This window comes from Maribellus sp. CM-23, assembly GCF_021354595.1.
Lineage (GTDB): Bacteria > Bacteroidota > Bacteroidia > Bacteroidales > Prolixibacteraceae > Draconibacterium.
On sequence record NZ_JADWYJ010000001.1, the window covers coordinates 933,698 to 956,513 of the forward strand.

24 protein-coding genes are annotated in these 22,816 nt (G+C 43.4%); 20 read left to right on the forward strand and 4 right to left on the reverse strand.

Annotated features, from left to right (window positions below; all coding sequences use genetic code 11):
- Positions 1–125 precede the first annotated feature (125 nt).
- From INQ51_RS03665 to INQ51_RS03730, 15 genes are all read left to right on the forward strand, one after another.
- Positions 126–3,065: a glycoside hydrolase family 3 N-terminal domain-containing protein gene (locus INQ51_RS03665; protein WP_233376532.1), complete on the forward strand. Its 2,940-nt coding sequence runs from the start codon at positions 126–128 to the stop codon at positions 3,063–3,065.
- A 261-nt stretch (positions 3,066–3,326) separates the two neighbouring features.
- Positions 3,327–3,581 carry a DNA-binding protein gene (locus tag INQ51_RS03670; RefSeq protein ID WP_119437058.1) on the forward strand — a complete coding sequence of 85 codons (255 nt, stop codon included), beginning with the start codon at positions 3,327–3,329 and terminating at the stop codon, positions 3,579–3,581.
- An 87-nt stretch (positions 3,582–3,668) separates the two neighbouring features.
- The gene (locus tag INQ51_RS03675) at positions 3,669–4,463 is read left to right on the forward strand and encodes a DUF1080 domain-containing protein (RefSeq protein WP_233376533.1); all 795 of its coding nucleotides are present in this window, start codon (positions 3,669–3,671) and stop codon (positions 4,461–4,463) included.
- A 73-nt stretch (positions 4,464–4,536) separates the two neighbouring features.
- Complete coding sequence (locus INQ51_RS03680; protein WP_233376534.1) at positions 4,537–5,742, forward strand: uracil-xanthine permease family protein; 1,206 nt, start codon at positions 4,537–4,539, stop codon at positions 5,740–5,742.
- Between the two features lie 195 nt (positions 5,743–5,937).
- Complete coding sequence (locus INQ51_RS03685) at positions 5,938–6,414, forward strand: hypothetical protein (RefSeq protein ID WP_233376535.1); 477 nt, start codon at positions 5,938–5,940, stop codon at positions 6,412–6,414.
- Between the two features lie 61 nt (positions 6,415–6,475).
- Entirely contained in the window at positions 6,476–8,395 is a 1,920-nt protein-coding gene (locus INQ51_RS03690) for a tetratricopeptide repeat protein (protein WP_233376536.1), read from the forward strand.
- Positions 8,392–9,141, forward strand: a complete 750-nt coding sequence (locus INQ51_RS03695; protein ID WP_233376537.1) for a LytR/AlgR family response regulator transcription factor — start codon at positions 8,392–8,394, stop codon at positions 9,139–9,141. The genes INQ51_RS03690 and INQ51_RS03695 overlap by 4 nt, the downstream gene beginning before the upstream one ends.
- 109 nt (positions 9,142–9,250) lie before the next feature.
- Positions 9,251–9,619, forward strand: a complete 369-nt coding sequence (locus INQ51_RS22705; RefSeq protein ID WP_410796094.1) for a LytR/AlgR family response regulator transcription factor — start codon at positions 9,251–9,253, stop codon at positions 9,617–9,619.
- Positions 9,620–9,663: 44 nt separating this feature from the next.
- A complete protein-coding gene (locus INQ51_RS03700; protein WP_233376538.1) occupies positions 9,664–10,941 on the forward strand; it encodes an OmpA family protein in 1,278 nt (425 codons plus the stop codon).
- 48 nt (positions 10,942–10,989) lie between these two features.
- Positions 10,990–11,337, forward strand: a complete 348-nt coding sequence (locus INQ51_RS03705) for a DUF805 domain-containing protein (RefSeq protein ID WP_233376539.1) — start codon at positions 10,990–10,992, stop codon at positions 11,335–11,337.
- A gap of 9 nt (positions 11,338–11,346) precedes the next feature.
- The gene (locus tag INQ51_RS03710; RefSeq protein WP_233376540.1) at positions 11,347–11,847 is read left to right on the forward strand and encodes a DUF3592 domain-containing protein; all 501 of its coding nucleotides are present in this window, start codon (positions 11,347–11,349) and stop codon (positions 11,845–11,847) included.
- Positions 11,848–11,968: 121 nt separating this feature from the next.
- On the forward strand, positions 11,969–12,739 hold the full coding sequence (locus INQ51_RS03715) for a TIGR00266 family protein (protein ID WP_233376541.1): 771 nt from the start codon (positions 11,969–11,971) through the stop codon (positions 12,737–12,739).
- A 40-nt stretch (positions 12,740–12,779) separates the two neighbouring features.
- Positions 12,780–13,274: an outer membrane beta-barrel protein gene (locus tag INQ51_RS03720; RefSeq protein ID WP_233376542.1), complete on the forward strand. Its 495-nt coding sequence runs from the start codon at positions 12,780–12,782 to the stop codon at positions 13,272–13,274.
- Positions 13,275–13,336: 62 nt separating this feature from the next.
- Positions 13,337–13,801 (forward strand): hypothetical protein, encoded by a 465-nt coding sequence (locus INQ51_RS03725; protein WP_233376543.1) that lies wholly within the window; start codon positions 13,337–13,339, stop codon positions 13,799–13,801.
- An 8-nt stretch (positions 13,802–13,809) separates the two neighbouring features.
- A complete protein-coding gene (locus tag INQ51_RS03730; protein ID WP_233376544.1) occupies positions 13,810–14,526 on the forward strand; it encodes a hypothetical protein in 717 nt (238 codons plus the stop codon).
- A 32-nt stretch (positions 14,527–14,558) separates the two neighbouring features.
- Here INQ51_RS03730 and INQ51_RS03735 read toward each other — a convergent pair whose 3' ends face one another.
- A complete protein-coding gene (locus tag INQ51_RS03735; RefSeq protein ID WP_233376545.1) occupies positions 14,559–15,332 on the reverse strand; it encodes a TIGR03915 family putative DNA repair protein in 774 nt (257 codons plus the stop codon).
- A gap of 74 nt (positions 15,333–15,406) precedes the next feature.
- A complete protein-coding gene (locus INQ51_RS03740; protein WP_233376546.1) occupies positions 15,407–16,696 on the reverse strand; it encodes a putative DNA modification/repair radical SAM protein in 1,290 nt (429 codons plus the stop codon).
- A gap of 243 nt (positions 16,697–16,939) precedes the next feature.
- Between INQ51_RS03740 and INQ51_RS03745 the strand changes: the two genes are divergently transcribed.
- On the forward strand, positions 16,940–17,743 hold the full coding sequence (locus INQ51_RS03745) for a helix-turn-helix domain-containing protein (protein ID WP_233376547.1): 804 nt from the start codon (positions 16,940–16,942) through the stop codon (positions 17,741–17,743).
- Positions 17,744–18,181: a GNAT family N-acetyltransferase gene (locus INQ51_RS03750; protein WP_233376548.1), complete on the forward strand. Its 438-nt coding sequence runs from the start codon at positions 17,744–17,746 to the stop codon at positions 18,179–18,181.
- A gap of 8 nt (positions 18,182–18,189) precedes the next feature.
- On the opposite strand, the gene INQ51_RS03755 is transcribed toward INQ51_RS03750, so the two are convergent.
- Positions 18,190–19,116 carry a hypothetical protein gene (locus INQ51_RS03755; protein WP_233376549.1) on the reverse strand — a complete coding sequence of 309 codons (927 nt, stop codon included), beginning with the start codon at positions 19,114–19,116 and terminating at the stop codon, positions 18,190–18,192.
- Positions 19,117–19,182: 66 nt separating this feature from the next.
- Positions 19,183–19,779, reverse strand: a complete 597-nt coding sequence (locus tag INQ51_RS03760) for a transposase (protein WP_233376550.1) — start codon at positions 19,777–19,779, stop codon at positions 19,183–19,185.
- An 87-nt stretch (positions 19,780–19,866) separates the two neighbouring features.
- Between INQ51_RS03760 and queG the strand changes: the two genes are divergently transcribed.
- Genes queG through INQ51_RS03775 form a run of 3 tightly spaced genes read left to right on the forward strand, consistent with a single transcriptional unit; the run spans position 19,867 to position 22,764 of the window.
- A complete protein-coding gene (gene queG / locus INQ51_RS03765; protein ID WP_233376551.1) occupies positions 19,867–20,799 on the forward strand; it encodes a tRNA epoxyqueuosine(34) reductase QueG in 933 nt (310 codons plus the stop codon).
- Entirely contained in the window at positions 20,792–21,262 is a 471-nt protein-coding gene (locus INQ51_RS03770; protein ID WP_233376552.1) for a YdeI/OmpD-associated family protein, read from the forward strand. Before queG ends, INQ51_RS03770 begins: the two co-directional genes overlap by 8 nt.
- Positions 21,263–21,312: 50 nt before the next feature.
- Positions 21,313–22,764: a sulfatase gene (locus INQ51_RS03775; protein WP_233376553.1), complete on the forward strand. Its 1,452-nt coding sequence runs from the start codon at positions 21,313–21,315 to the stop codon at positions 22,762–22,764.
- Positions 22,765–22,816 lie beyond the last annotated feature (52 nt).

Sequence of the window (22,816 nt, forward strand, 5' to 3'; positions counted from 1 at the left end):
AGATTTATAATATTTTCGGAGCGCTTATTCTTCCGGAAATTGAAACGGCCATGAATACTAAATTTTTTAAACAATAAGTGTTCGGGTGGGTTTCATGGAATGAGCTTGAAAGAAAATTTTTAGAAATGAAACCAACGCCTAAGAAATATTTTCTGCTGCTACTATTGTGCATATTGCTCACCTCTGGAGCAAAAGCTGCCGATCCGCCGTTTGCCGTTTTCAAGAATGATCCCTGGGTGAACGAACAAATGAGCCAACTCTCCATCGATGAAAAGATTGCCCAGCTGATGATGATTACTGCGTATCCCAAACAAAACGAAGCAAGCAAGGCTGCGGTGTTGGACAAAATTCGAAGATTCAAGCCCGGCGGAGTGCTGGTAATGCAGGGAACACCTGTAAAAACCGCCTCGTGGATCAACCAATTTCAGGCCATTTCCGAAACGCCCCTCTTAATTGCCATTGACGGCGAGTGGGGACCGGCCATGCGAACCGACAGTACCATTCAATATCCGTATGCACAAAGCCTTGGTGCCATTCAGGATACCGCGCTCATCTATCAAATGGGTCTTGAGTTTGGAGAACAACTCAAATTGCTGGGCATCCAGATGAACTTTGCACCCGTTGCCGACATTAACACCACTCCTTCCAACCCGGTTATTAATTTCCGCTCGTTTGGCGAAGACAAACAAAATGTGGCGGAAAAAACCTGGATGGTTTCCAAAGGAATGCAGGATGCCGGGGTAATTCCGGTAGCCAAACATTTTCCCGGACACGGCGATACAAAAACCGATTCGCATGTTACACTTCCGCTTGTCCCTCATTCAAAGGGAAGACTGGATTCAATCGAGTCTTATCCCTTCCGATATTTGTCTGAAAAAGGAATCAGCGGAATTATGACAGCCCACTTGGCAGTCCCAGCTCTTGATTCATCCGGAAAAACATCCTCGCTTTCAAAAAAAATAGTCACCCGCTATCTGAAAGAAGAAATTGGCTACCGCGGTTTTATTGTTACCGACGCCATCGGGATGAAAGGGGTTCGGTCGGAACCCGGCCGGGCAGAAGTGGAAGCGTTGATCGCCGGAAATGACATGGTGGAATTTGTTCCCGACATTGAAAACGCAATCTCAGCGGTTAAGGATGCCATTGCAAAAGGAGAAATAACCGAAGCAGCGATCGAAGAAAAATGCCGAAAAATACTGGCGCTAAAAAGATGGACCGGATTACAGGAATACCAGGCAGCCGAGCTTAAAGATCTCACACAAAAGCTAAATTCTCCTTTTTTTGAAGTAACCCAAAGAAAACTTATCAAAGCCTCGCTGACAGTTTTGGCAAACCAACGCCTGCTACCCGTTCAAAACCTGGAAAAAGAAAAAATTGCCTCAGTGAGCCTGGGAAGCAGTTCCAAAACGACCTTTCAGACAATGCTCGACAATTATACGCAAATCGATCATTTTGTGCTTTCGAAAAATGCTACGGAAAAAGAATGGGCACAACTTCGAAGCAAGCTCTCCAACTACAGCCTAGTAATAGCAGCCATTGAAGGAATCCATCGCTATCCGGCAGGAAATTACGGTGTGAGCAGCATTCAGCAAAAGGCAGTGGAAGACTTAACCGCTGAGAAAAGATCGGTATTTGTGTTTTTTGGAAACGCCTATGCACTCAAGCATTTCTCCAATATTCAGCATGCAAAAGGATTGATACTTGCTTACCAGGGAACTGACCTGACCCGCGAACTGGCAGCGCAGCTTGTTTTTGGCGCTTTTGATGCCAACGGAAAACTGCCGGTAACTGTAGACTCGCGTTTTCGGGTTAATGACGGAATGACCGTAAAAGGCAACAGAACTTTCTCCTACACCATTCCGGAAGAAGCGGGAATGAGCTCGGAAAAACTGGCCTTGATCGATACCATTGCCCAAATGGGGATCGATGAGAAAGCTTACCCGGGATGTCAGGTACTCGTGGCAAAAGACGGAAATGTTGTCTACCACAAGTGCTTTGGCTACTTTACCTACAACGAGGTGCAGCCGGTTGAAAAAAACAGTGTTTACGACTGGGCGTCGCTCACCAAAGTTACCGGGCCGCTTCCTGCCCTAATGAAACTGGTGGACGAAAAAAAATTCAATGTAGACGATAAACTGAGCAAATACTGGCCTGATTTTATTGGCTCCAACAAAGAAAACCTGGTAATCAGGGATGTTTTGGCGCATCAGGCGCAATTACGGCCCTACATTTCGTATTGGATGAACACCGTTGACAAAGAAGGCAACCTGGATACCCATGTATTTCGCCACGAGCCTTCCGACGATTTCAGCGTTCGGGTATCCGAAAAACTATATATGAACCCGAACTACCTGACCGAAATGATGGACACCATCCGGAATTCCAAATTGCTTCCGAGAAAACGTTACACCTATTCCGGGCTTAGCTTTTTTCTGTTTCCTTCCATTATTGAGCACCTTACCGGGCAGCCCTACGAAACATATACAAAAGACACCTTCTACAAACCACTCGGGGCCTACACGATTACCTACAACGCTTACCAGCATTTTCCCATGCGGCAGATCGTCCCGACCGAAAACGACGATCTTTTCCGGAAAGAAATGGTTTGTGGTTTTGTACACGACGAAGGAGCGGCCATGATGAACGGTATTTCGGGGAATGCAGGACTGTTTGGCACCACAAACGACCTGGCTAAACTTTTCCAGATGTATCTTCAGAAAGGTTATTTTGGCGGCCGGCGTTACATTTCGGAAGAAACAGTTAATGATTTTACCCGCATACAGTTTCCCGAAAACAGAAACAGAAGAGGGTTGGGGTTTGATAAACCCTTAATCGACAATCATAAAAAAGACTTGTTGGATGCCTACCCGGCAGTTTCGGCCGGCAAAAGCAGTTTTGGTCACGGAGGATTTACAGGCACCTTTGCATGGGCCGATCCTCAAACCGGGGTCTTGTTTGTATTTATGTCGAACCGGGTTCATCCAAGCCGCGAAAACAACCGGCTCTATCAACTCAATATCCGAACAGAAATGCACCAGGCAATCTACAACAGCATCCTGCCTTAAGCCCGGAAACTTAAAAATTGTTAAGAACACTGTTAAGAAACCCTGCTTTACAACATACGACCAAAAACACACCCTTCTAATTATCTGCCAGTTACATTTTACCGACGACTTTATTCTTCACATAATTTCAATACTTTAAGAGTCGTTTCCCCTCAGCTGTGGCTTTAATCTTTTATTATTAAATTATTAATTTTAATTTTACGGGTAAGTGAAACGTTCTTTTAAATAATCACAATAATTAATCAATAATATCTCAACGATATGGAAAAGAAAATAACATTTAACGAACTGCGAAAAGTCAAAGACAGCCTACCTGACGGTGCAATCAGGCAGATGGCAAAAGAGTTCAACGTGAGTGAAGAAACCGTCAGGAATTATTTCGGAGGAGCCAACTACACAAACGGAAAAGCAGTAGGAATCCATATGGAACCGGGACCAAACGGTGGGATCGTATTGTTGGATGACACATCAATGCTCGACAGGGCAAAAGAATTAATTGCTGCAGAAGCGGTTTAACAAAAAAAGAATACAATATTTAAGAAACTGTCCTATATTTATGGGCAGTTTTTTTTTTGCAAAATTTTTAATCTAAACCGAAAAATCATGAGTCTTTTTTCTCGTCTGTTTCTACTTGGTAGTTTTATTGTTCTGCTCACAAGTTGCGAAAAACCGTGGCAACCTCTCTACAACGGCGAAAATCTGGAAGGATGGGATACCTACATCGGAACCGCATTGGACAGTTTCGAGCAACTTCATGCCCAGGCAACAACTGACAAAGTGTTTAAAGTAGTGGAAGAAAACGGCGAAAAACTGATCCACATCTCGGGAGAAGTAAATGGCTCACTGGCCACTGTTGACACTTTTGCCAACTATCATTTGGAGCTGGTTTTTAAATGGGGCGAACAGGTTTACACAAAGCGCAACAGCGGCTTGCTTTACCATAGCTTTGGTGAGTTTGGCGAGGCTCTGGGCACCTGGATGACCAACATTGAGTGCCAGTTAATGCATGAAAAACTAGGCGACACTTACCTGATGAACAATACCGTTTGCGAAACAGAAGTGGCAAAATCGGACGATGCGTTTGTTTATAGCAAAGGTGGCAAATCCACACAATTTGGAAAAGATTTTGAAGGGCCTGGCATTAAAAAAGCTCTTGACGCAGAAAACCCGCTGGGAGAATGGAATACAGTTGAACTTTATACAGTAGGCAGAACCTGCGTACACGTTGTTAACGGAAAAACAGTAATGGTAAATACCAACACCGGTGTTTACGAAGACGGTAAAATAAAACCTTTGTCATCGGGTAAAATTCAGCTGCAATCTGAAGGCGGCGACCTGTTTATTAAATCGGTACGAATAAAGCCCATAAAGGAGATCCCGGCAGAAATTTTAAATTAATTAATAGGCAAAGACTCGTTTCTATTGGAAGCGGGTCTTTTTTATAAAAAAACCACGCAAAAAAAGAAGAAGTATGAGTCAAAAAACCTTTCGCGAGCAACTGACCCCAAAGAACACGATACTGGGAGTTCAGTTCCTGTTTGTAGCCTTTGGCGCCACTGTTTTGGTACCTCTCCTGGTAGGTATCGACCCGGCTGTAGCCCTCTTTACCGCCGGCATTGGTACCATGATTTTTCATTTTATTACCAAAGGCCAGGTTCCTGTATTTTTAGGAAGTAGCTTTGCCTTTATTGCCCCCATTATCGAAGCTACCAAACTGTACGGCTGGCCCGGAACATTATCCGGCATCATTGCTGTTGGGATTGTTTATGCCATTGTATCCAGCTTGGTGAAACTGCGCGGACTCCAATTTGTAGAGCGTCTGTTTCCCGCAGTTGTAGTGGGTCCGGTAATTATGATCATCGGGTTGTCGCTGGCATCAGCAGCTGTTGATATGGCAAAAACCGACTGGGCTTTGGCCATCATTTCTTTGGCAACCGCTATTACGGTGGTAATTTTTGGAAAAAAAATGATCAAGTTGATTCCTATCTTCATCGGAATCACAGTGGGATACATCGTAGCCATGATATGGGGAAAGGTTGATTACTCGGCCATTGCAGATGCAGCCTGGTTTTCGTTGCCCGAATTTACCGCACCAAAACTTAGCTGGCACGCTATTCTTTATATGATTCCGGTTGCCATTGCTCCTATTATCGAACACGTGGGTGATATGTACGCCATTGGTGGTGTTTGCGACAAGAATTTCATTGAAAAACCAGGTTTGCACCGCACTTTGCTGGGCGATGGTATTGCTACCGGTATTGCAGGCTGTTTTGGCGGTGTTCCTAACACTACCTATTCGGAAGTAACCGGAGCCATTACACTTACCAAAGTTACCAATCCGTTTATTTTGAGAATTGCAGCCATTACCGCCATCGTTTTTTCGTTGGTAGGTAAAGTGAGTGGTTTTCTTGAAACCATTCCGCAAGCCATCCTCGGCGGAATCATGTTGCTTTTATTCGGAATGATCGCTTCCATCGGGATCAAAACACTGGTTGATTCAAAAACCAACATGGGTGAAACCCGCAACCAGGTAATTGTATCGGTAGTTCTTACTGTCGGAATCGGTGGTGCCATTATTTCCTATGGTCACTTCTCGCTGGCCGGAATCGGTTTGGCTGCCACTGTAGGAATTATTCTGAACCTGCTATTGCCCAAAACTCAAACTGAAGACAAATAATCTTTTAGTTTATTATCATAATTCTGATGAAACCGCTTCTCAAAAAAAGGAGCGGTTTTTTATTTACCAACTTCTTCATTTAACAAAAAAATAGCAAATACACTGTTTTTCAATGACTACTTTTACGGCTTGTCGATAAATATCCTATTTTTGAATTCATATTAACCAATCTGTCTACTAATAACATAAACCATAATGAACAGAATCCCTGTACGCTTTATAATAAACATAAGTTTATTTCCTTTTTTCTTCCCCTATGATATTGTTTCCGGACAAGACACACCAGCACTTTACTTTGAAGAAAGGTTAGGAAAAACGGGGGCAGATGACCACTCAAAATTAAAAATACACTATGAATACGGCAAACATAGTGATAAAACGGAAAACTATCCGCAAGCAATTATTCAGTTTAAGAATACTCTTAGAATTACCCAGGATTTGTACAACGACCAGATGATTACCAAAACGGCCAACTATCTGGCCAATATGTTTGCAGTAACAGGCAGTTTCAAAAGTTCAAATGAAACCAACACCCTGACACTGACAAGTGCAGAAAAGAACGGGAATCCAGGTGAAATTGCAAAGAAAGGTATGAACCTCGCTACCAGAAATTACTTTACCGCAATTACGACAAAGCGATCCAAGCTGGCTCGCCTATACCGAAAACCATAAAAACCAACACATTACAAACAATCGGCTCTATCAATACAAACCTCTAATTCCCGTTAGCTGAATGAAACATAAATTACACCTCATAAAATATGCACTTTTCCTGTTTCTACTTTTTGCGTTAGAAACCAAAGCCGATAATCTTTCAGAGAAACGATTGGCAGACAGCCTGCGTGCAATTGTTAATACGCAAACAATACCCGACAGCTTAGAGTCAACTTTCGAACGAATCAGAAAACAAAGAAAAAAACTGGGAGAAGATTATATTCTGCTTTTAAAACAGTATGCCGAAAGGGCCCAAAGTACAGGTTATGCAAAAGGAGAAATGAAAGCCTACGATTTTATTGGTCTTCAGTACCGTTACAACGAAAACTACAAAGAGGCATACGAATATCATAATAAATCACTGGCACTTGCCATCCGGGAAAGAGACAGCACTCAAATGTTTTACAATTACAATAACCTGGGGCAGGTTTTCCGAAAACAGGACGTTACGGACCTGGCAATTGATTATTTCCACAAAGCATTGGCGATTTCCGATGCTATCGGGAATTTAAAGTCTTCATCGTACTCCATGAATGCACTGGGAACTACGCTTATTCTTCAAAAAGACTATGAACGGGCCATAAGCTACTTTCAACAATCATCTGATATAGCCAGGCAACGAAACGACATGCGCACCCTGGCCTATAACTACGGATCAATTGGCGAGATATTTCTCATAAAAGAACAAAACGATTCGGCGATGCACTATTTCCACGCATCGCGTGATCTACTTGCGGAAACGGGCTCTGATGAAGGAATGGGGGTTGCCGAACACCTGATTGGCAGAGCTTATTTGGCAAACGGAGAATACGACAAAGCCAAAGTAAGATTCGAACAAGCATTAATTTTCCATCAGAAAAGCGATGACCTACGTTACCAAAGCTACTGCAATTGCTACCTAGGTGAGATTGCCATTGCCCAAAAAGATTACCCAACCGCGTTGCACCACCTCGATTTAGCTATATCCCAAGCTCAAAAAGTCAGTTCTTTAAAAAACCTGATGATTGCTTATTCCAATTATGCCGAAATCCATAAAAAACAAAATCGTTGGGAAGAAGCATATGCAGCCATGCACAAGAGTCACATATATAAAGACAGCATTATTAATGAGGCCAATAACAAGACAATCCAAGCACTTGAAATTCGTTTCGAAACCCAAAAAAAAGAACAACACATTGAGCTGCTCACCACCGAAAATGAACTAAAAAACCAGCGGCTCCGTGCAGGAATTGTTTTACTGGCTGTTTTACTGCTTATTATTGTTATGATTTTATACATCCTGCAAATTCGCAGGAAACAAGCCTTGCTGATACAAAACGACCTGCAACAAAAAGTACTTCGATCACAAATGAATCCGCATTTTATTTTCAATGTACTCGGCTCTATTCAGAATTACATAATGGGAAACGACATAAAAAATGCAGCAAATTACCTTTCCCGCTTTGCTTCGCTAACCCGTTCAACACTCGAATATTCAGCCAGCGAATCCATTGCGCTGAGCGATGAAATAAGAATGCTGAGCAACTACATGGAACTCGAAAAGATGCGAAAACCTGAAAAGTTCGATTTCGAAATAATTACCGACGACGAACTGGAGGTAGATTTTATTCAAATTCCGCCCATGGTTATTCAGCCTTTCATTGAGAACGCCATAAAACACGGATTTAACAACATCGATTATCCGGGACATCTAACGATTAGAATTATGGGCAAAAACCAATGGATTGAATTTATTATTGAAGACAACGGAAAAGGAATTACTGCAAACCCTGCAACAGGTCACAGGTCGATGGCAATGCAGATTTTTGAAGAACGAAGAAAGTTAATTCAGCAAAAACATAAAAAAGAGTTTACATTTGAACTGATAAACCTACGAGATCTAAATTCCCCTGTATCGGGTGTGAAAATTATTATAAATATTCCGGTTTTAGATATATGATTAAAGCAGTTGTGGTAGACGACGAGCCGGCCATGCAGGAAGTTAATTGCCGCTTACTAAACGAATATTTTCCTGAAATTAAACTGGCCGGAATTGGCAATTCAGTCGGAAGTGGCATTGAACTTATAAAAAAAGAGAAGCCACACCTTGTTTTGCTCGATGTGGAGTTGAACGAAGGTACCGGCTTTCAGATTCTTCAGCAAGTAAAACCCTATTCATTTAAAGTAGTATTTATTACGGGCTACGACACTTATGCACTTAAAGCCATTAAATTCAGTGCGCTCGACTACATCCTTAAACCGGTAAACGAAATAGAATTTCAGCAGGCAATACAACATGCCATCGACGAAATTAACGAGAGTGAAAAACAGCAGCTTCAAACCGGTATTCTGTTCGAAAGCCTGCAAAACGAAAACCAGGGGAAAAAACTGGTGCTAAAGACAATGAATTCTCTGCATATTGTTGATGCCGACGACATATTGTTTTGCCGCAGTGACAACAGCTACACTACTTTCCATCTTGCCGACAACGAAAAGATAATGGTATCGAGAAGCATCCGCGAATACGAAGAGCTGCTTTCGGGACATGGTTTTTTCCGTCCTCATCAGTCTTTTCTGGTTAATCTGAACCATGTAAAAAAGATTGACAAATCGGACGGCGGTTTTATTATCATGAAAAACAAAAAAGAAATTCCCGTTTCTTTCCGCCAGAAAAAAAGATTGATTCAGATGCTCGAGAATCTCTAAAAATTAGAAAACCTTAAAAACCCGAACGCTTTCAAAGTACTGACACCCGAATTCAAAACGCAGCTGAGACCAATCGCAAACACCTTTTAGCTTTACAGGAAAAGGTCCGATGCAACGTATTGTGCTACACACTGCCGATTCTATTCACCTCATCCCCAATTCTGATATACTTTACTGCAAAAGCAATAACAGTTACACTACTTTCTTTTTTATAAACCGTCCACCGGTAGTTGTTTCCAGGAATATTAAAGAATACGAGCAACAACTTCTGCATTTCAATTTTTTCAGACCTCATCAATCGTTTCTGGTAAACCTCGAACACCTGGTAAAAATCGACAAAACGCACGGTTTTTCCCTCGTAATGAAGGACAATACACTTATTCCCACTTCCATGCGAAAGAAAAAGGAATTGATACAAATTCTGAACAGACAATTACAAATTCAAAGTGAAGCGGAACACTTTCAAGTTAAACCCTGACACTGCTCCAAAACCCTTCTACCTTCACCACAAAATCAAAAACAATGAAAACCAAAATTCTCCTCCTTATTTCAGTTTCACTTCTTTTCGGGATGATTACCTCGGCGCAGGTGAAAGTAGATGTAAAAAAGAAAGTAAACAGGGAAACAAACCAGCGGGCCAACTCGAACACCGACAAAGTTATCGACAAAGGATTCGATAAACTGGAAGAAGGAATTGGCAGCCTTTTCGGGAAAAAAAAGAAAAAAGAACAAGATACCCCCAACGAAGCAGGAGATAACCAGCAACAGACACAGGAAGAACAACAGCAGCTTCCCGGCACTGCTGCCAACGGACAACCAGCCCCTAAGATGAATATACAGTGGAGCCGGTTCGATTTTGTGCCGGGCGATGAAATAATTTTTGAAGACGCCCTCTTAATCGATGAAGAAAATGGCGAATTCCCCAGCCGTTGGGATCTGGTAGAAGGAAATGCTGAGATAATGCAGGCGAATGGAGAAAATGTAATTTGTTTTCCTCAGGGAGGTGAAATCGTCCCCTACCTTAAAAATTCAGCACGCGATTACCTGCCCGATGTTTTTACCCTTGAGTTTGATGCCTTTTTCGCACCGGAATATGCCCACCGGTTTTGGGTATATTTTTATGACCGCAAAAATCAAAAGAGCAACGACAATGAGTATGCGACCATCTATGTAAATGCCATAGCCTTTGGCAACAGCGAAGGAACTTATCCGAATGCAGAACGGACTAACTGGTCCCAAAATGGAGGATGGAGACATATGTCGGTTGCCTTTACCCAAGGTAAACTAAAGATTTACATGGATGATACCCGCCTAATAAACATTCCCCGCTACGAAGCCAATCCTTCGGGAATAAGCATCCAGTGCGACGGCTATTCCGGCGATACTCCCGAAGAGTTACAATACATTAAAAATGTGCGCATAGCCAAAGGCGGCGTAAAATACTATGACCGGGTAATGCAGGACGGAAAAATCGTTTGTAACGGGATAAAATTCGACGTAAACAAAGCCACATTGAAACCTGAAAGCATAGGACCGATCAATAATATTTTTGAATTGATGCAGAAACAGCCCGACCTGAAATTCAGTGTGGAAGGGCACACCGACAGCGATGGCGATGATGGCCAAAATCAAACCCTCTCTGAAGCCCGGGCAAATACAGTGATGGAACAGCTTGTTACCATGGGAGTCGCTGCCGACAGGCTCAGCTGCAAAGGCTGGGGCGAAAGTAAACCTATAGGAGGCAACGACACCCCGGAAGGAAAAGCCAATAACCGCAGGGTTGAGTTTGTAAAGTTCTAGGCAAAGAGTCAGGAAAATCAATCTGAAAATTTCAATAAAACTAAAATCATGAATTGGTATTTAAAAGTATTAAAACAGTATGCCGACTTTAATGGTCGAGCCAGAAGACAAGAGTATTGGATGTTTGTTCTTTTCAACATCATTTTTTCAATAGCTGCAGGAGCACTGGACGCGGCCCTCGGAACATGGGGTGCTATCGGCGGGCTCTATGGTTTGGCCATGTTTATTCCGGGATTGGCGGTTGGTGTCAGGCGTTTACACGACATTGGCAAAAGCGGCTGGATGTTGTTAATTGCCTTTATTCCCGCAATAGGCCTTATCTGGCTTTTGGTTTTGCTTGCTACCGAAAGTACATCGGGAAGTAACCCATACGGACCTAATCCCAAAAATCAATAATCCTCAGGGATGCGAAGAAAACAATCACCCATTGGGACACTAGTCTTTGCCACGGTATTTTTTGCCAGCGGTTTTATGGGCTGGCAATACTTTACCAAGCCCATGCTAGAAGAAGCCAGGGCTACGGAGAAATGGCCAACGGTAGAGGGAGTAATTACTGCTTCGGAGTTAGGAAAAAGCACCAACAGTGAAGGCACCAACATGTATTCGGCCAATGTATATTACGACTATACCGTAAATGATCGCCAATACAGCAGTTCGGGCATTACTATGGCCGATGGCTCAAGCAGTATGAAAAGCAGCGAAGTAAACAAACTTAAAAAATATGCCGAAGGAACAAGCGTAACAGTGTATTACGACCCCGAATTCCCGGAAAGCACAGTGCTCGAACCCGGCGCAGGTTTCTGGCTCGGACTATTATTAAGGCTCCCCTTCTTGTTTTGTGCCGTTTCGATTCTGATGGTACTCAGGTTTCTGGGGCAAATAAAACGACTCTTGTTTGGCAGATAGATTAAACCTCTCCCGTTTGTCAACACACACTGAAAATAAGGTCAGAGAGTAAGCAATAAAAACAGGAATGAAATCAGCCTACCAGCTAAAAACACTTTTGAAAACGAACAAATTAAATCAGATGAAATCACACGAAGTAGATTACAAAATCGGTGGCCACGATATCCAGTATGTAGAAATTGAATTAGATCCGAACGAAACAGTAATAGCCGAAGCCGGAGCCATGCTATACATGAAAGAAGGCATCGATTTTCAAACCAAGATGGGCGATGGATCGGAACCGGATAAAGGCTTGTTCGGCAAACTTCTTTCGGCAGCATCGCGAAAAATAGCGGGCGAATCCATCTTTATTACGCATTTTACACACCGTGGTGCAGGGAAAAGTCATGTGGCATTTGCTGCTCCTTACCCGGGAACTATTGTTCCGCTCGAATTACAGAAGTTGGGCGGCTCAGTTATCGTTCAGCGCGACGCTTTCTTATGCGCTGCACTCGGAACCAAAATAAGCATGCATTTTAACCGGAAACTGGGGGCCGGATTCTTTGGTGGCGAAGGTTTTATTCTTCAAAAGCTTCAGGGCGACGGACGCGCATTCATCCATGCAGGTGGCACCCTTATCCGGCACGAGCTTAACAACGAAACCATCCGCGTTGATACAGGCTGTGTAGTCGGCTTCCAGGAAGGAATTGACTTCAGTATAACACAGGCCGGAAACCTTAAATCAATGGTTTTTGGTGGCGAAGGCTTATTCCTGGCAACATTAAGCGGCACCGGCACAGTATGGCTGCAATCCATGCCCATCAACAAACTCATCGACCAGGTCTCCCCCGGAAGTTCAAACCGTAACAAAGAAGGTGATGCAGGCATATTACGAAATCTGTTAGAATCATAAATTCAGTCACTTCCAAATTATAAACTTTAAAATTACAATTATGAAAAATTTAATCACACTACTTTTTGCTTTCGTTCTTTTCTTAACCGCCAATCAGGCAAAGGCACAAATCAGCCTGGGTGCAGGTCTGGGTTTTGCTACCGACATCAGCTCGTTGGGCATTAGCGCCAATGCTGGTTATCAGATCAATGAAAAGTGGGCGGCCACAGGAGCGTTTACCTATTTTCTGGAGAAAGACTACGTAAAATGGTCGGCACTCGACTTTAATGCCAACTACAGCATTACCCAAATTGAAAATGTTGGCGCATTGTACGGCATCGGCGGACTTAATATTACCATGGTAAAAATTGATATTCCGCAATTGAACGAATGGCTGGGCGGTGGTTCAGCATCATCATCCGATGTTGGTGTAAACCTTGGAGCAGGCCTTAACATCGGCTTATCAGAAAAAATGACACTTGCCCCTGAACTCTGCTATACCATCAGCAGTGGAGGCTACCTGCGGGCTGGTGTAAAACTAATGTTTAGCTTATAAAAACAAAGAGGAAGGGCACCACCCCTTCCTCTTTGTAAACTTCATTTTATTGCCAATTAGCTATGAAGAATTATCGATTTGCAGTTATCAGCATAACTGTTATTTTTCTGATATCGTCGTGCGCCAACTCCCCGTCTTCCAATACGCTCCCCCCTCTTGAGATCGACATCCCTGCTGAACTAAAGGGAAACGACGACATTGAAAAATTTATAAAAGCATCGGAAGAAGCCATCAATTTGTTCAGCGACACAGCTGAAGAACTGGCAGAAGATTGTAAAGACTTTGCCGGAAAAAAAGAGGAAGACCTCAACATGCTCGACAAAGTTAAAATGGTTGCAGCGCTTGGAAAGTTCACCTCCAACTTTGCACAATTTGCAAGTAAATACAGCAAAATGGAAGATCAAACCAAAGTGCTGGAAGAAGGGCTAAACGAAGAACAGGCAGCCGCACTCGCCACGGTGATGGAAGCTTTCAAACAACGAATGGAGCAACTGGAAGAGAAATACAAAGACATCAACAATCAATAGTAAAACCGATGAAAAAAATAATTCTCGGCCTGTTGGCAATTATTGCCTGCGTATATGTCAATGCTCAGCAAGCCATAAAACCTTACAAGTTTAAAACGGCCATTGTTGAATATACATACAGCGGCAACACAACCGGTACACAAACGTTGTACATGGATGAGCACGGATGGAACCAGTGCGAAGTTACCAACACGGTAATGAAAAGTTTTGGTCAGAAAAACGTGACCAACGAGGTAAAACTGACCCTGGGACTTGAGATCTACCAATGGACACCCGGACAAAACACCGGAACACAAATGCATAATTCGATGCTGGAAGAACTAATGAAAGATCCGGGTTTTGACATCAAGGATTTTTCCAAACAGCTGATGACACAGCTAGGTTTCGAGAAAAAAGGAAACGAAGCTCTAGACGGCAAAGACTGTGAAGTATGGAAAGGAATGGGAAGTACCATTTGGATTTGGAAAGACATAGCAGTTAAAACAGAAGTAAAAGTTTTGGGACAAAAAACAGTTTGGACTGCCACAAGCATTCAGTTCGATGTTCCTATTCCCTCCGTAAAATTTGACGTACCTGGCGATGTTGAATTTCAGAAATTCGACAGCAACAACCCCATGGATCTGATGCAAAGAGGAGCACAAACAGAAGATGATGCTTCTTCTGGCGAACAGGAACCGGAGATAAAAAGCCTGAAAGACCTGAAAAATCTTCTCAAGAAGAAATAAGCTTAACAAAGCGCTTCCTCAAATATAAAAAATCAAGCACCTGCCTGTTTTTCCGGCAGGTACTTCCAAAACCTTCGAGGCATGTGTTGTAACTGCAAGCGAAGATTTTTTCGTTCTTCAATGTTAATGTGCTTAAAATACGAACGCCACAATTTCTGGTAGAAATCTTCTCCCTCATCCAGCAGCGCCTGTTTTACCTGACCATTAAAAGCATTAAACTGTTTCTTCGATATCTCCACTTCTTTCACTTCGTTTTTATCGTAATAAACACCGTAGTTTCGTTGCAGATCGTAAATCAGCCAGCGTTGATCGGCAAAGCGCTTCTGGTAATGCGTAACAACCAACGGAAGTACATCAAATTTTGGTTCAATGCCACAAAAAAACATTCCATCCTTTGTTCGCTGAAAGCGCACAAACTGCATGATTCGCATGGCTTCCTTCTTTACCTTTTGTGACGATTGGGTAAGCGACATCACATCCGAATCGCCGTAATCGGTCTCAAGGTTCATGTATCCGCTAAAAAGGCGTCTTAGAAAACGGTAGATCTTCATTTCAATTCCCTGCTCTTCCGACAAAAAAGCATAAAACAAAAGCTGCTTGTTGGCGCCCGACATCTTCGCCTGCACTCCCTTCCAAACTCGTTCCGCTTTTTGCGGGTCTGTATGAATATCTACATTCTCCAAAAAGAGATAACGGGATTGGGTATTTCGCGCGCAAATATCAACCGGAAAATCCTTCCGGCTATAACACTCGAATACAGCTGTCAGCAATCCCTCAAAACTATTATCGTAAGTGTAAATTTTCATAATTGGATACTCAATACTTGATAACTGATACTCGATCCTCCCTGAGCTTTGAACCCTGAACTCTAAACTCTGAACTAATGCAACGTTGGCAACACAGGTTTGAAATCGGCAAACAACTTCAACTGTGAGTCCAGCGATTTTTTGTATTTTGAATGAGAGTTGATCACCAGTTGTCGTTTCAAACGAACCGGGTCCCAATCAGAAAACTTCGCGGCTAACTCGTTGCAGGTAATAAAATACCTGGCCCGCTTCAGCACTACCCCCAGCTCTTTCAGCGTCAAAGTGGTAAGCCGGCGATGACGACGTGCCATGATGATCTTTTGAGCCGAGAGCACTCCAATTCCGGGCACCCGCAAAATCATTTCGTAATCGGCTTTGTTGATATCCACCGGGAACAGGTGCATGTTTCGCAAAGCATATCCCAGTTTCGGATCCACATCCAAATCCAGAAAAGGATGATCTTCCGTTAAAATCTCTTCGGCTTTAAAATGATAAAAGCGCATCAGCCAATCGCTTTGATACAGGCGGTTTTCGCGCACCAGGGGAGGTCGGCTAATTGCCGGAAGCCGTTTGTCGTAGTCATTCACCGGCAGATAACCCGAAAAGTACACCCGCTTCAGGTTCTGGTTTTTATACAAGCCCGACGAAAGCAGGATAATTTCCCGGTCGGTTTCGGGAGTCGCCCCCACTATCAGCTGTGTGCTCTGCCCCGCCGGTGCAAACAGCTTGGCACTTCGGTACTTTCTTCGTTCTTCTTTGCTGATCAGGATCGAATCCCGGATCTGTGTCATTGGCGAAATAATATCCGGGTAATTTTTTTCGGGTGCCAGCTTTTTCAGGTTGGGTTCTGTGGGAATTTCCATGTTTACACTCAGCCGATCAGCCCAAATACCTGCTTCCTCTATCAGCTCAGAACTAGCGCCCGGAATGGCTTTCAGGTGAATGTACCCGTAGAAATTTTCTTCAGTACGCAGTTTTTTGGCCGTCAACACCATTCGCTCCATCGTAAAATCCGGATTTTTTATCACACCCGAACTCAGAAACAAGCCTTCGATATAATTACGGCGGTAAAACCCAATGGTCAGATCGACAATCTCCTGCGGCGACAAAGTGGCCCGTGGACGGTCGTTGGTGCGGCGATTAACGCAATAGGCACAATCGTACATACAATGGTTGGTCATCAGAATTTTAAATAAGCTGATACAGCGCCCGTCATCCGTAAAACTGTGGCAAATACCGGCGGCAACACCATTCCCGATCCCGTTGCCCGTATTTTTCCGTGTGCTTCCGCTCGATGCACACGAAACATCGTATTTGGCAGCATCGGATAATATGGCCAGTTTCTTCTGAATTTTCTCGTCCATTGTTTCTTCCTTTAAATCATAATACACAAATCGCAGGTGCCCAAACTCCATTAACTAAAGGCAAAAATCCCCGGTCAACACCGGGGATTTGGAACCTAATTATCGGGTTTAACCCCACTGGAAATAATGGAAATTGTTTTCATAGCTCTGATAATATTATTATCAAATGAGGCGATAATAAATTAATCATTTACTTTATATCCACAAGAATATTTTTTACTTTTGAAGAAAAAAATTTGTCGGATGAACCACTTCAGCAACAATATCAAGCTTTTACGAAACCGGAAAAATCGCACGCAAAATGATGTGGCTTTAGCGCTTAATTTAAAACGCACCACCATTAATGCACTTGAGAATTCCATCAGCCAGCCAACGGTTCCGCAGCTACAGGCTTTTTCGAAATACTATGGCATTGCCATCGACACACTGATCAACATTGATCTGAACCGGCTTTCAGAATTGCAGTTCACCGATCTTCAAAATGGGTTTGATGTATTTATCCGCGGCACCAACCTCCGCGTCATCGCCACCACAGTTGATTCGTCGAACAACGACAACATCGAGTTTGTAAACGAAAAGGCACAGGCCGGTTATGTAACCAGTTTTGCCGACCCTGAATACATTGGAAAACTGCCTGTTTTTCAGCTGCCGTTTTTGTCGAAAGAGAAAAAGTACCGGGCGTTTACCATTACCGGCGATTCCATGTTGCCCATTCCCAGCGGATCGGTAGTGATTGGTGAATTTGTCCAGGATTTTATGGATGTTCGATCGGGACAAGCCTGTATTGTTGTTACCCGCGACGAAGGAATTGTTTTTAAAATGGTTGAAAATGAGATTACCGAAAAAAGATCATTCGAAATGATTTCGCTGAATACGCAATTTGAACCGTACGAATTACCGGTAACCGAAGTAAAAGAAATATGGAAGTTCGTTTGCTACCTCAATACAGAGATTCCGGAACCGGAGCCAGACTTGCATAAAACGATGAAACAGATAGAACAAATGCAAAACGACATCCGTAAACTGGCTTCAAAACTGAAGAATTAGATGAAATTTCGCGAGATAGGCTTAATCGACATATCTGCCATTTTCAGCATTCGTTTGGCTACCGATGAAAACAAATTCACCTATGAAGAATTAGTACAACATGGTATTTCCCATGAATCAGTGAGAAATAAACTGCTAACCACATGTAAAGGCTGGTTATGCGAAACAAATAATATGGAAGTCGGCTTTATAATTGCTGACAAATCGAGCGGAGAAATTTGGCTTTTAGCAGTTTTGCCACAATACATCAATAAAAAAATAGGATCACAGCTTTTAAATATCGCTGAAAACTGGCTAATTTCTGAAGGTCATAAAAGATTATGGCTAATTACCGACCCAGATAAAAATCTTCGGGCCTATTCATTCTACCTTAAGAACGGATGGCTTGAAAGAAAAATTGAAAATGGTATACTCTATATGGAGAAAGCAATAGATTGAGAGTTTTATTAATTGTGGTTTTTCTCCATCAACTCAAACACCACACCTTCGCGCAGGGCAAAATCGGTTTGGACAATTTCCTGAATGCCGATTTCACGAACAAGGGTTTCGATCAGGATCACAGCCGGAACGATCAGGTCTACCCGCACATAATCCATTCCTTTTAATTGCAGGCGTTCGGCACGGGTTGAAGCAATCAGTTGGTGATAGACAGCGTAAAAATCCTCCAGCGTTATTTCCTGTTTTATACGTTGTTTGCTTCCCGGGGCTACCTCGTCAATCATATCAACCACTGTATCAAAAGCCCCCGAGCAACCTACCAGCATTTTTACAGAATGCTCGCAACAATTTTGAATCGCCAGCACATGCTGCGCTGCAAAATACTCCTGAAGCAATTTGATTTCCTGCTCCTGTATCGGGTCGGAAAGATCGAAACGGTTGATGATCCGTGCCATTCCGGTTGGCTGGCTTTCTTTCCAGATAATATCGGTATCGAGCGCCAGAATAAGTTCGTTGCTTCCTCCACCTATGTCCAGAATCACCGACGGATTGTCAAGGTTTTCAAAAGCCAGCAAAACGCCCTTAAAAATCAACTCCGCCTCTTTTTTCCCGCTAACAATTTTCACCAGCCAGCCACTCTCCTCTCCCAGCTCCTCCAAAAATTCAGCTTTGTTGGCGGCAGTGCGCACAGCCGACGTAGCGATCGCATAAACGTAATCAACGCCTCCCAGTTCCTGTATAATCGTCTTGTGTTTCCGAAACGAGTCAATCGTTCTCTCCGTTGCTGCCGGACTGATTTCATTGTCGCTAATTTTATCGTCGCCCAGTTTAACCAGTTGTTTGCTTTGGTGCAAAATCCTGAAACTCCCCTTCCGGATCTCCGCCACAAGTAAATTGCAGGTATTGGTTCCCAAGTCAACAACAGCAACGCGCATAAAACTAATTTATCACCCTAAGGGTTACAAAGTTCCCTTAGGGTTTTGATTATTTGACAGAACAAATTAACGAAGTTTATATTTCTCAGCAAATAGCTCATCTGCATTAGATTCATGATAAGCTTTAAAATTTTGTTTCGATTCAAACCACCTTAAAACACTTTCTCGTGCTATATCTGTTTTCTCAAGTGAGATTATTGCTTTGTAGGAAGAATATTTCCATTCTCCTGGAGAACTTGAGAAACCGTGTTTCACCGGATTGTTGTGAATATATACCATACACATTTGCAGGTATTGCTCCGAGTCAATCAACGCTCTGTTAATGGACTGACAAAAAAGTCCTCCTCTTTTTCCACTTCTGTAATTTTTCTTTTTAGAAAAAGTATTCTGAACGCTTCCCCATTGGTGCGAAAAATAGCTGTTCTCATCTTTATGCTTAAAATCAGATGGGATCTGAATCTCTCTGTTTCTTACTAAAAAATGAAAATGATTGGGCATTAAGCAGTAGGCATAAATTGTCGCTACCGGAGTAATAAACTTTCGCACAAGTTCCAAAAAAGTTTTGTAGTCCCAGTCTGTAGAAAATAAATTATCTCTTCCCCGGGCATGGTTGTACACATGATAAAAGCATTCTGATTCAAATGGTGTACGAGTTGTTGACATTATAGAAAAAGTAGTTTAGATTTGGGCAACGAAAACATATACTTTAAACCCCTAAGGGAACTTCGTAACCCTTAGGGATAGAGAACGATGAAATCCACACAAATATCTGATTTAATAAAAGAAAAAGCAAAATCGCTCGGACTTTCTGATTGCGCCATTGTTCCGGCCTCTTTTCTCGCGGAAGAAAAGACACACTTTGAATCCTGGCTTTCCAACCAAATGCACGGAGAGATGGGATACATGGCGCGAAATACGGAGAAGCGGCTCAATCCGAAACTCTTGGTAGAGAACGCCAAAAGCATCATCGTTGTCCTCCAGAATTACTTTCCCGAAGAAACACAAGCCGATAAGGAAGCTCCGGTACTTTCGAAATATGCGTACGGTACCGACTATCATTTTGTGCTGAAAGACAAACTTCGTCAGCTATTGGAATTCATTCATACTGAAATTACTTCCTGTACAGGTCGTCCTTTTGTGGATTCGGCGCCGGTGTTGGAACGCGCCTGGGCCCGGAAAGCCGGCTTGGGTTGGATCGGCAAAAACAGCAACCTGATTTCGGTGCATCACGGAAGCTTCTTTTTTATCGGGGAACTGATCGTGGATATTGAACTTCCGTACGACAACCCCAAACCGGTAAGCGACCATTGCGGACGTTGCACCAAATGTGTTGACGCCTGCCCCACCAAAGCTATTGTAGCCAACCGGGTGGTGGATGCCCGCCGTTGCATTTCGTACCAAACCATTGAAGTAAAAGGCGAACTGGACGAATCGCTGAAAGGCCAATTTGACAACCGTGTTTTTGGCTGCGACATTTGCCAGGATGTTTGTCCCTGGAACCTGAAATCGGAACCACACAACGAGGCTTCTTTTGCTCCTCATCCCAAATTACTTCAGCTAAATAAAGAAGATTGGGCAAATATGGAGCGACCGCTTTTCAATGAATTGTTTAAGAACTCCGCAGTAAAAAGAGCCGGTTTTAACGGACTGAAACGCAACCTGAAATTCCTTGGAAATGCCTAAAAAGTTCAGCTACAAAGCCATCCTGATAAAAGGCCCGATGAACGGCGTTTATGCCGAATTCCCTTTTGACAGCCGCCAGGAATTCGGCACCAGCAAACACATATGGAGCAAGGTTACCGTAGAAGGTAAAACCTATGAGATGAACCTGCTTCCCAATGGAAAAAACGGACATTGGCTTCATTTCAAAAAAGACATCCGCGACGTAATCAGTAAACAGGAGGGAGATACGGTTCACATTGAACTGGAACAAAACACAAAACCGCGTACAGTTGCCGTACCGGAGTATTTGCAGTGGTTGCTCGATAACGATCCGCAAATGGCCAGCTACTTCGAAAAGCTAACAATTTCGGCTAAAAAATTCTGGATAGCCCACATAGAAGACACCAAAAACGAAGACACGAAAGTGGAACGCATCAACCGCTTTTTTGAATTTCTTCACCAGCATTATGCCGGCAAGCTTTAATTTTCATTGAATAATTCACTACTTTCGCTTATCAACTAAATCCGATCCATATGAAAATCATCAGTCTGATTGCCCTTTTGTCCCTCCTTTTTACAGCTTGTTCAATCCAATCTTCAAAAAAAGAGAATAAAAAATTGCCCAATTTCGTGGTGGTATTTATCGACGACATGGGATACGGTGATGTGGGATGTTATGGCGCCACGGGTTATACAACGCCTAATCTGGATAAAATGGCTGCCGGCGGTATGCGTTTTACCAATTTTTACGCCGCCCAACCGGTATGCAGCGCCTCGCGTGCCGGCATACTAACCGGCTGTTACCCCAACCGGATCGGTTTTTCGGGAGCATTGCGCCCCAACAGCGAAATTGGCATTAATCCTGACGAAACAACGATAGCCGAACTGCTAAAAACCAAAGGATATGCAACCGGCATTTTTGGCAAGTGGCACCTTGGCGACCTTCCCAAATTTCTTCCCCTGCAACATGGTTTTGATGAATTTGTAGGTCTTCCTTACTCGAACGATATGTGGCCATTGGATGGCCTTGGCAATCCGCTGCCCGAAGGTCACCGCAAAAGAACATTCCCCGAACTTCCTGTTATAACAGGCAACGAAGTCAGCGAGCGGATAACAAGCCTTCAGGATCAGGACAAACTGACTACACTTTATACTGAAAAAGCAGTGGATTTTATCAACCGCCACGCCGACGAACCGTTTTTCCTGTACCTCCCGCACTCAATGGGACACGTTCCGCTAGGTGTTTCCGAGAAATTCAGAGGAAAAAGTGAGCAGGGCAAATACGGCGATGTAATGATGGAAATTGACTGGAGTGTGGGCGAAATAGAAAAAGCGCTGCAGAACAACGGAATTGACGATAATACGGTTTTCATTTTTACCGCCGACAATGGCCCGTGGCTGAACTACGGAAATCATGCCGGATCGGCAGGCGGTTTGCGCGAAGGCAAAACCACCAGCTGGGAAGGCGGGCAACGTGTTCCCTTTATTATCAAGTGGCCCGGAAAAACACCGGCAGGAACCATTTGCAACAAACTCACCTGTGCCATTGACCTTCTTCCCAGTTTTGCAGAAATTGCCGGCGCCGGTTTACCTGAACAAAAAATTGACGGAACCAGCGTTGTTGAGCTATGGAAAGGGAATACAGAAGCCGAACCGCGCGAAACCATCCTTTTTTACTACGATACCAACAACCTGAATGCCGTACGAAAAGGCAACTGGAAGCTGGTTTTGCCACACACCTGGCGATCGTACCATACCACACCCGGACAAGACGGGCACAGTGGAGCACGTATAAAAATGACGGTGGAACAACCCGAGCTTTACAACATGATGCGCGACCCCGGGGAACAGTACAATGTAATTGAATCGCACCCCGAAAAAGTGGCCGAATTGATGGAAATTGTTGAAGCTGCCCGTGCCGAATTGGGAGACCTGAACGTTGGCCTGGAAAAAGGAAGCGGTACACGCGAAATCGGAAAATCTTAAGTGCGGATCTATTTTTTGGTGCATTGGGAGACAGAATAACATCAGCTCGTTC

Coding starts and splice junctions, on each gene's coding strand:
- INQ51_RS22705 (WP_410796094.1), top strand. CDS start 9,251: ATGCAACGTATTGTGCTACACACTGCCGATTCTATTCACCTCATCCCC.
- INQ51_RS03705 (WP_233376539.1), top strand. CDS start 10,990: ATGAATTGGTATTTAAAAGTATTAAAACAGTATGCCGACTTTAATGGT.
- INQ51_RS03755 (WP_233376549.1), bottom strand. CDS start 19,116: ATGCGCGTTGCTGTTGTTGACTTGGGAACCAATACCTGCAATTTACTT.
- INQ51_RS03720 (WP_233376542.1), top strand. CDS start 12,780: ATGAAAAATTTAATCACACTACTTTTTGCTTTCGTTCTTTTCTTAACC.
- INQ51_RS03685 (WP_233376535.1), top strand. CDS start 5,938: ATGAACAGAATCCCTGTACGCTTTATAATAAACATAAGTTTATTTCCT.
- INQ51_RS03730 (WP_233376544.1), top strand. CDS start 13,810: ATGAAAAAAATAATTCTCGGCCTGTTGGCAATTATTGCCTGCGTATAT.
- INQ51_RS03690 (WP_233376536.1), top strand. CDS start 6,476: ATGAAACATAAATTACACCTCATAAAATATGCACTTTTCCTGTTTCTA.
- INQ51_RS03715 (WP_233376541.1), top strand. CDS start 11,969: ATGAAATCACACGAAGTAGATTACAAAATCGGTGGCCACGATATCCAG.
- INQ51_RS03700 (WP_233376538.1), top strand. CDS start 9,664: ATGAAAACCAAAATTCTCCTCCTTATTTCAGTTTCACTTCTTTTCGGG.
- INQ51_RS03675 (WP_233376533.1), top strand. CDS start 3,669: ATGAGTCTTTTTTCTCGTCTGTTTCTACTTGGTAGTTTTATTGTTCTG.
- INQ51_RS03665 (WP_233376532.1), top strand. CDS start 126: ATGAAACCAACGCCTAAGAAATATTTTCTGCTGCTACTATTGTGCATA.
- INQ51_RS03745 (WP_233376547.1), top strand. CDS start 16,940: ATGAACCACTTCAGCAACAATATCAAGCTTTTACGAAACCGGAAAAAT.
- INQ51_RS03735 (WP_233376545.1), bottom strand. CDS start 15,332: ATGAAAATTTACACTTACGATAATAGTTTTGAGGGATTGCTGACAGCT.
- INQ51_RS03770 (WP_233376552.1), top strand. CDS start 20,792: ATGCCTAAAAAGTTCAGCTACAAAGCCATCCTGATAAAAGGCCCGATG.
- INQ51_RS03760 (WP_233376550.1), bottom strand. CDS start 19,779: ATGTCAACAACTCGTACACCATTTGAATCAGAATGCTTTTATCATGTG.
- INQ51_RS03740 (WP_233376546.1), bottom strand. CDS start 16,696: ATGGACGAGAAAATTCAGAAGAAACTGGCCATATTATCCGATGCTGCC.
- INQ51_RS03710 (WP_233376540.1), top strand. CDS start 11,347: ATGCGAAGAAAACAATCACCCATTGGGACACTAGTCTTTGCCACGGTA.
- INQ51_RS03680 (WP_233376534.1), top strand. CDS start 4,537: ATGAGTCAAAAAACCTTTCGCGAGCAACTGACCCCAAAGAACACGATA.
- INQ51_RS03670 (WP_119437058.1), top strand. CDS start 3,327: ATGGAAAAGAAAATAACATTTAACGAACTGCGAAAAGTCAAAGACAGC.
- INQ51_RS03725 (WP_233376543.1), top strand. CDS start 13,337: ATGAAGAATTATCGATTTGCAGTTATCAGCATAACTGTTATTTTTCTG.
- INQ51_RS03695 (WP_233376537.1), top strand. CDS start 8,392: ATGATTAAAGCAGTTGTGGTAGACGACGAGCCGGCCATGCAGGAAGTT.
- INQ51_RS03750 (WP_233376548.1), top strand. CDS start 17,744: ATGAAATTTCGCGAGATAGGCTTAATCGACATATCTGCCATTTTCAGC.
- INQ51_RS03775 (WP_233376553.1), top strand. CDS start 21,313: ATGAAAATCATCAGTCTGATTGCCCTTTTGTCCCTCCTTTTTACAGCT.
- queG (WP_233376551.1), top strand. CDS start 19,867: ATGAAATCCACACAAATATCTGATTTAATAAAAGAAAAAGCAAAATCG.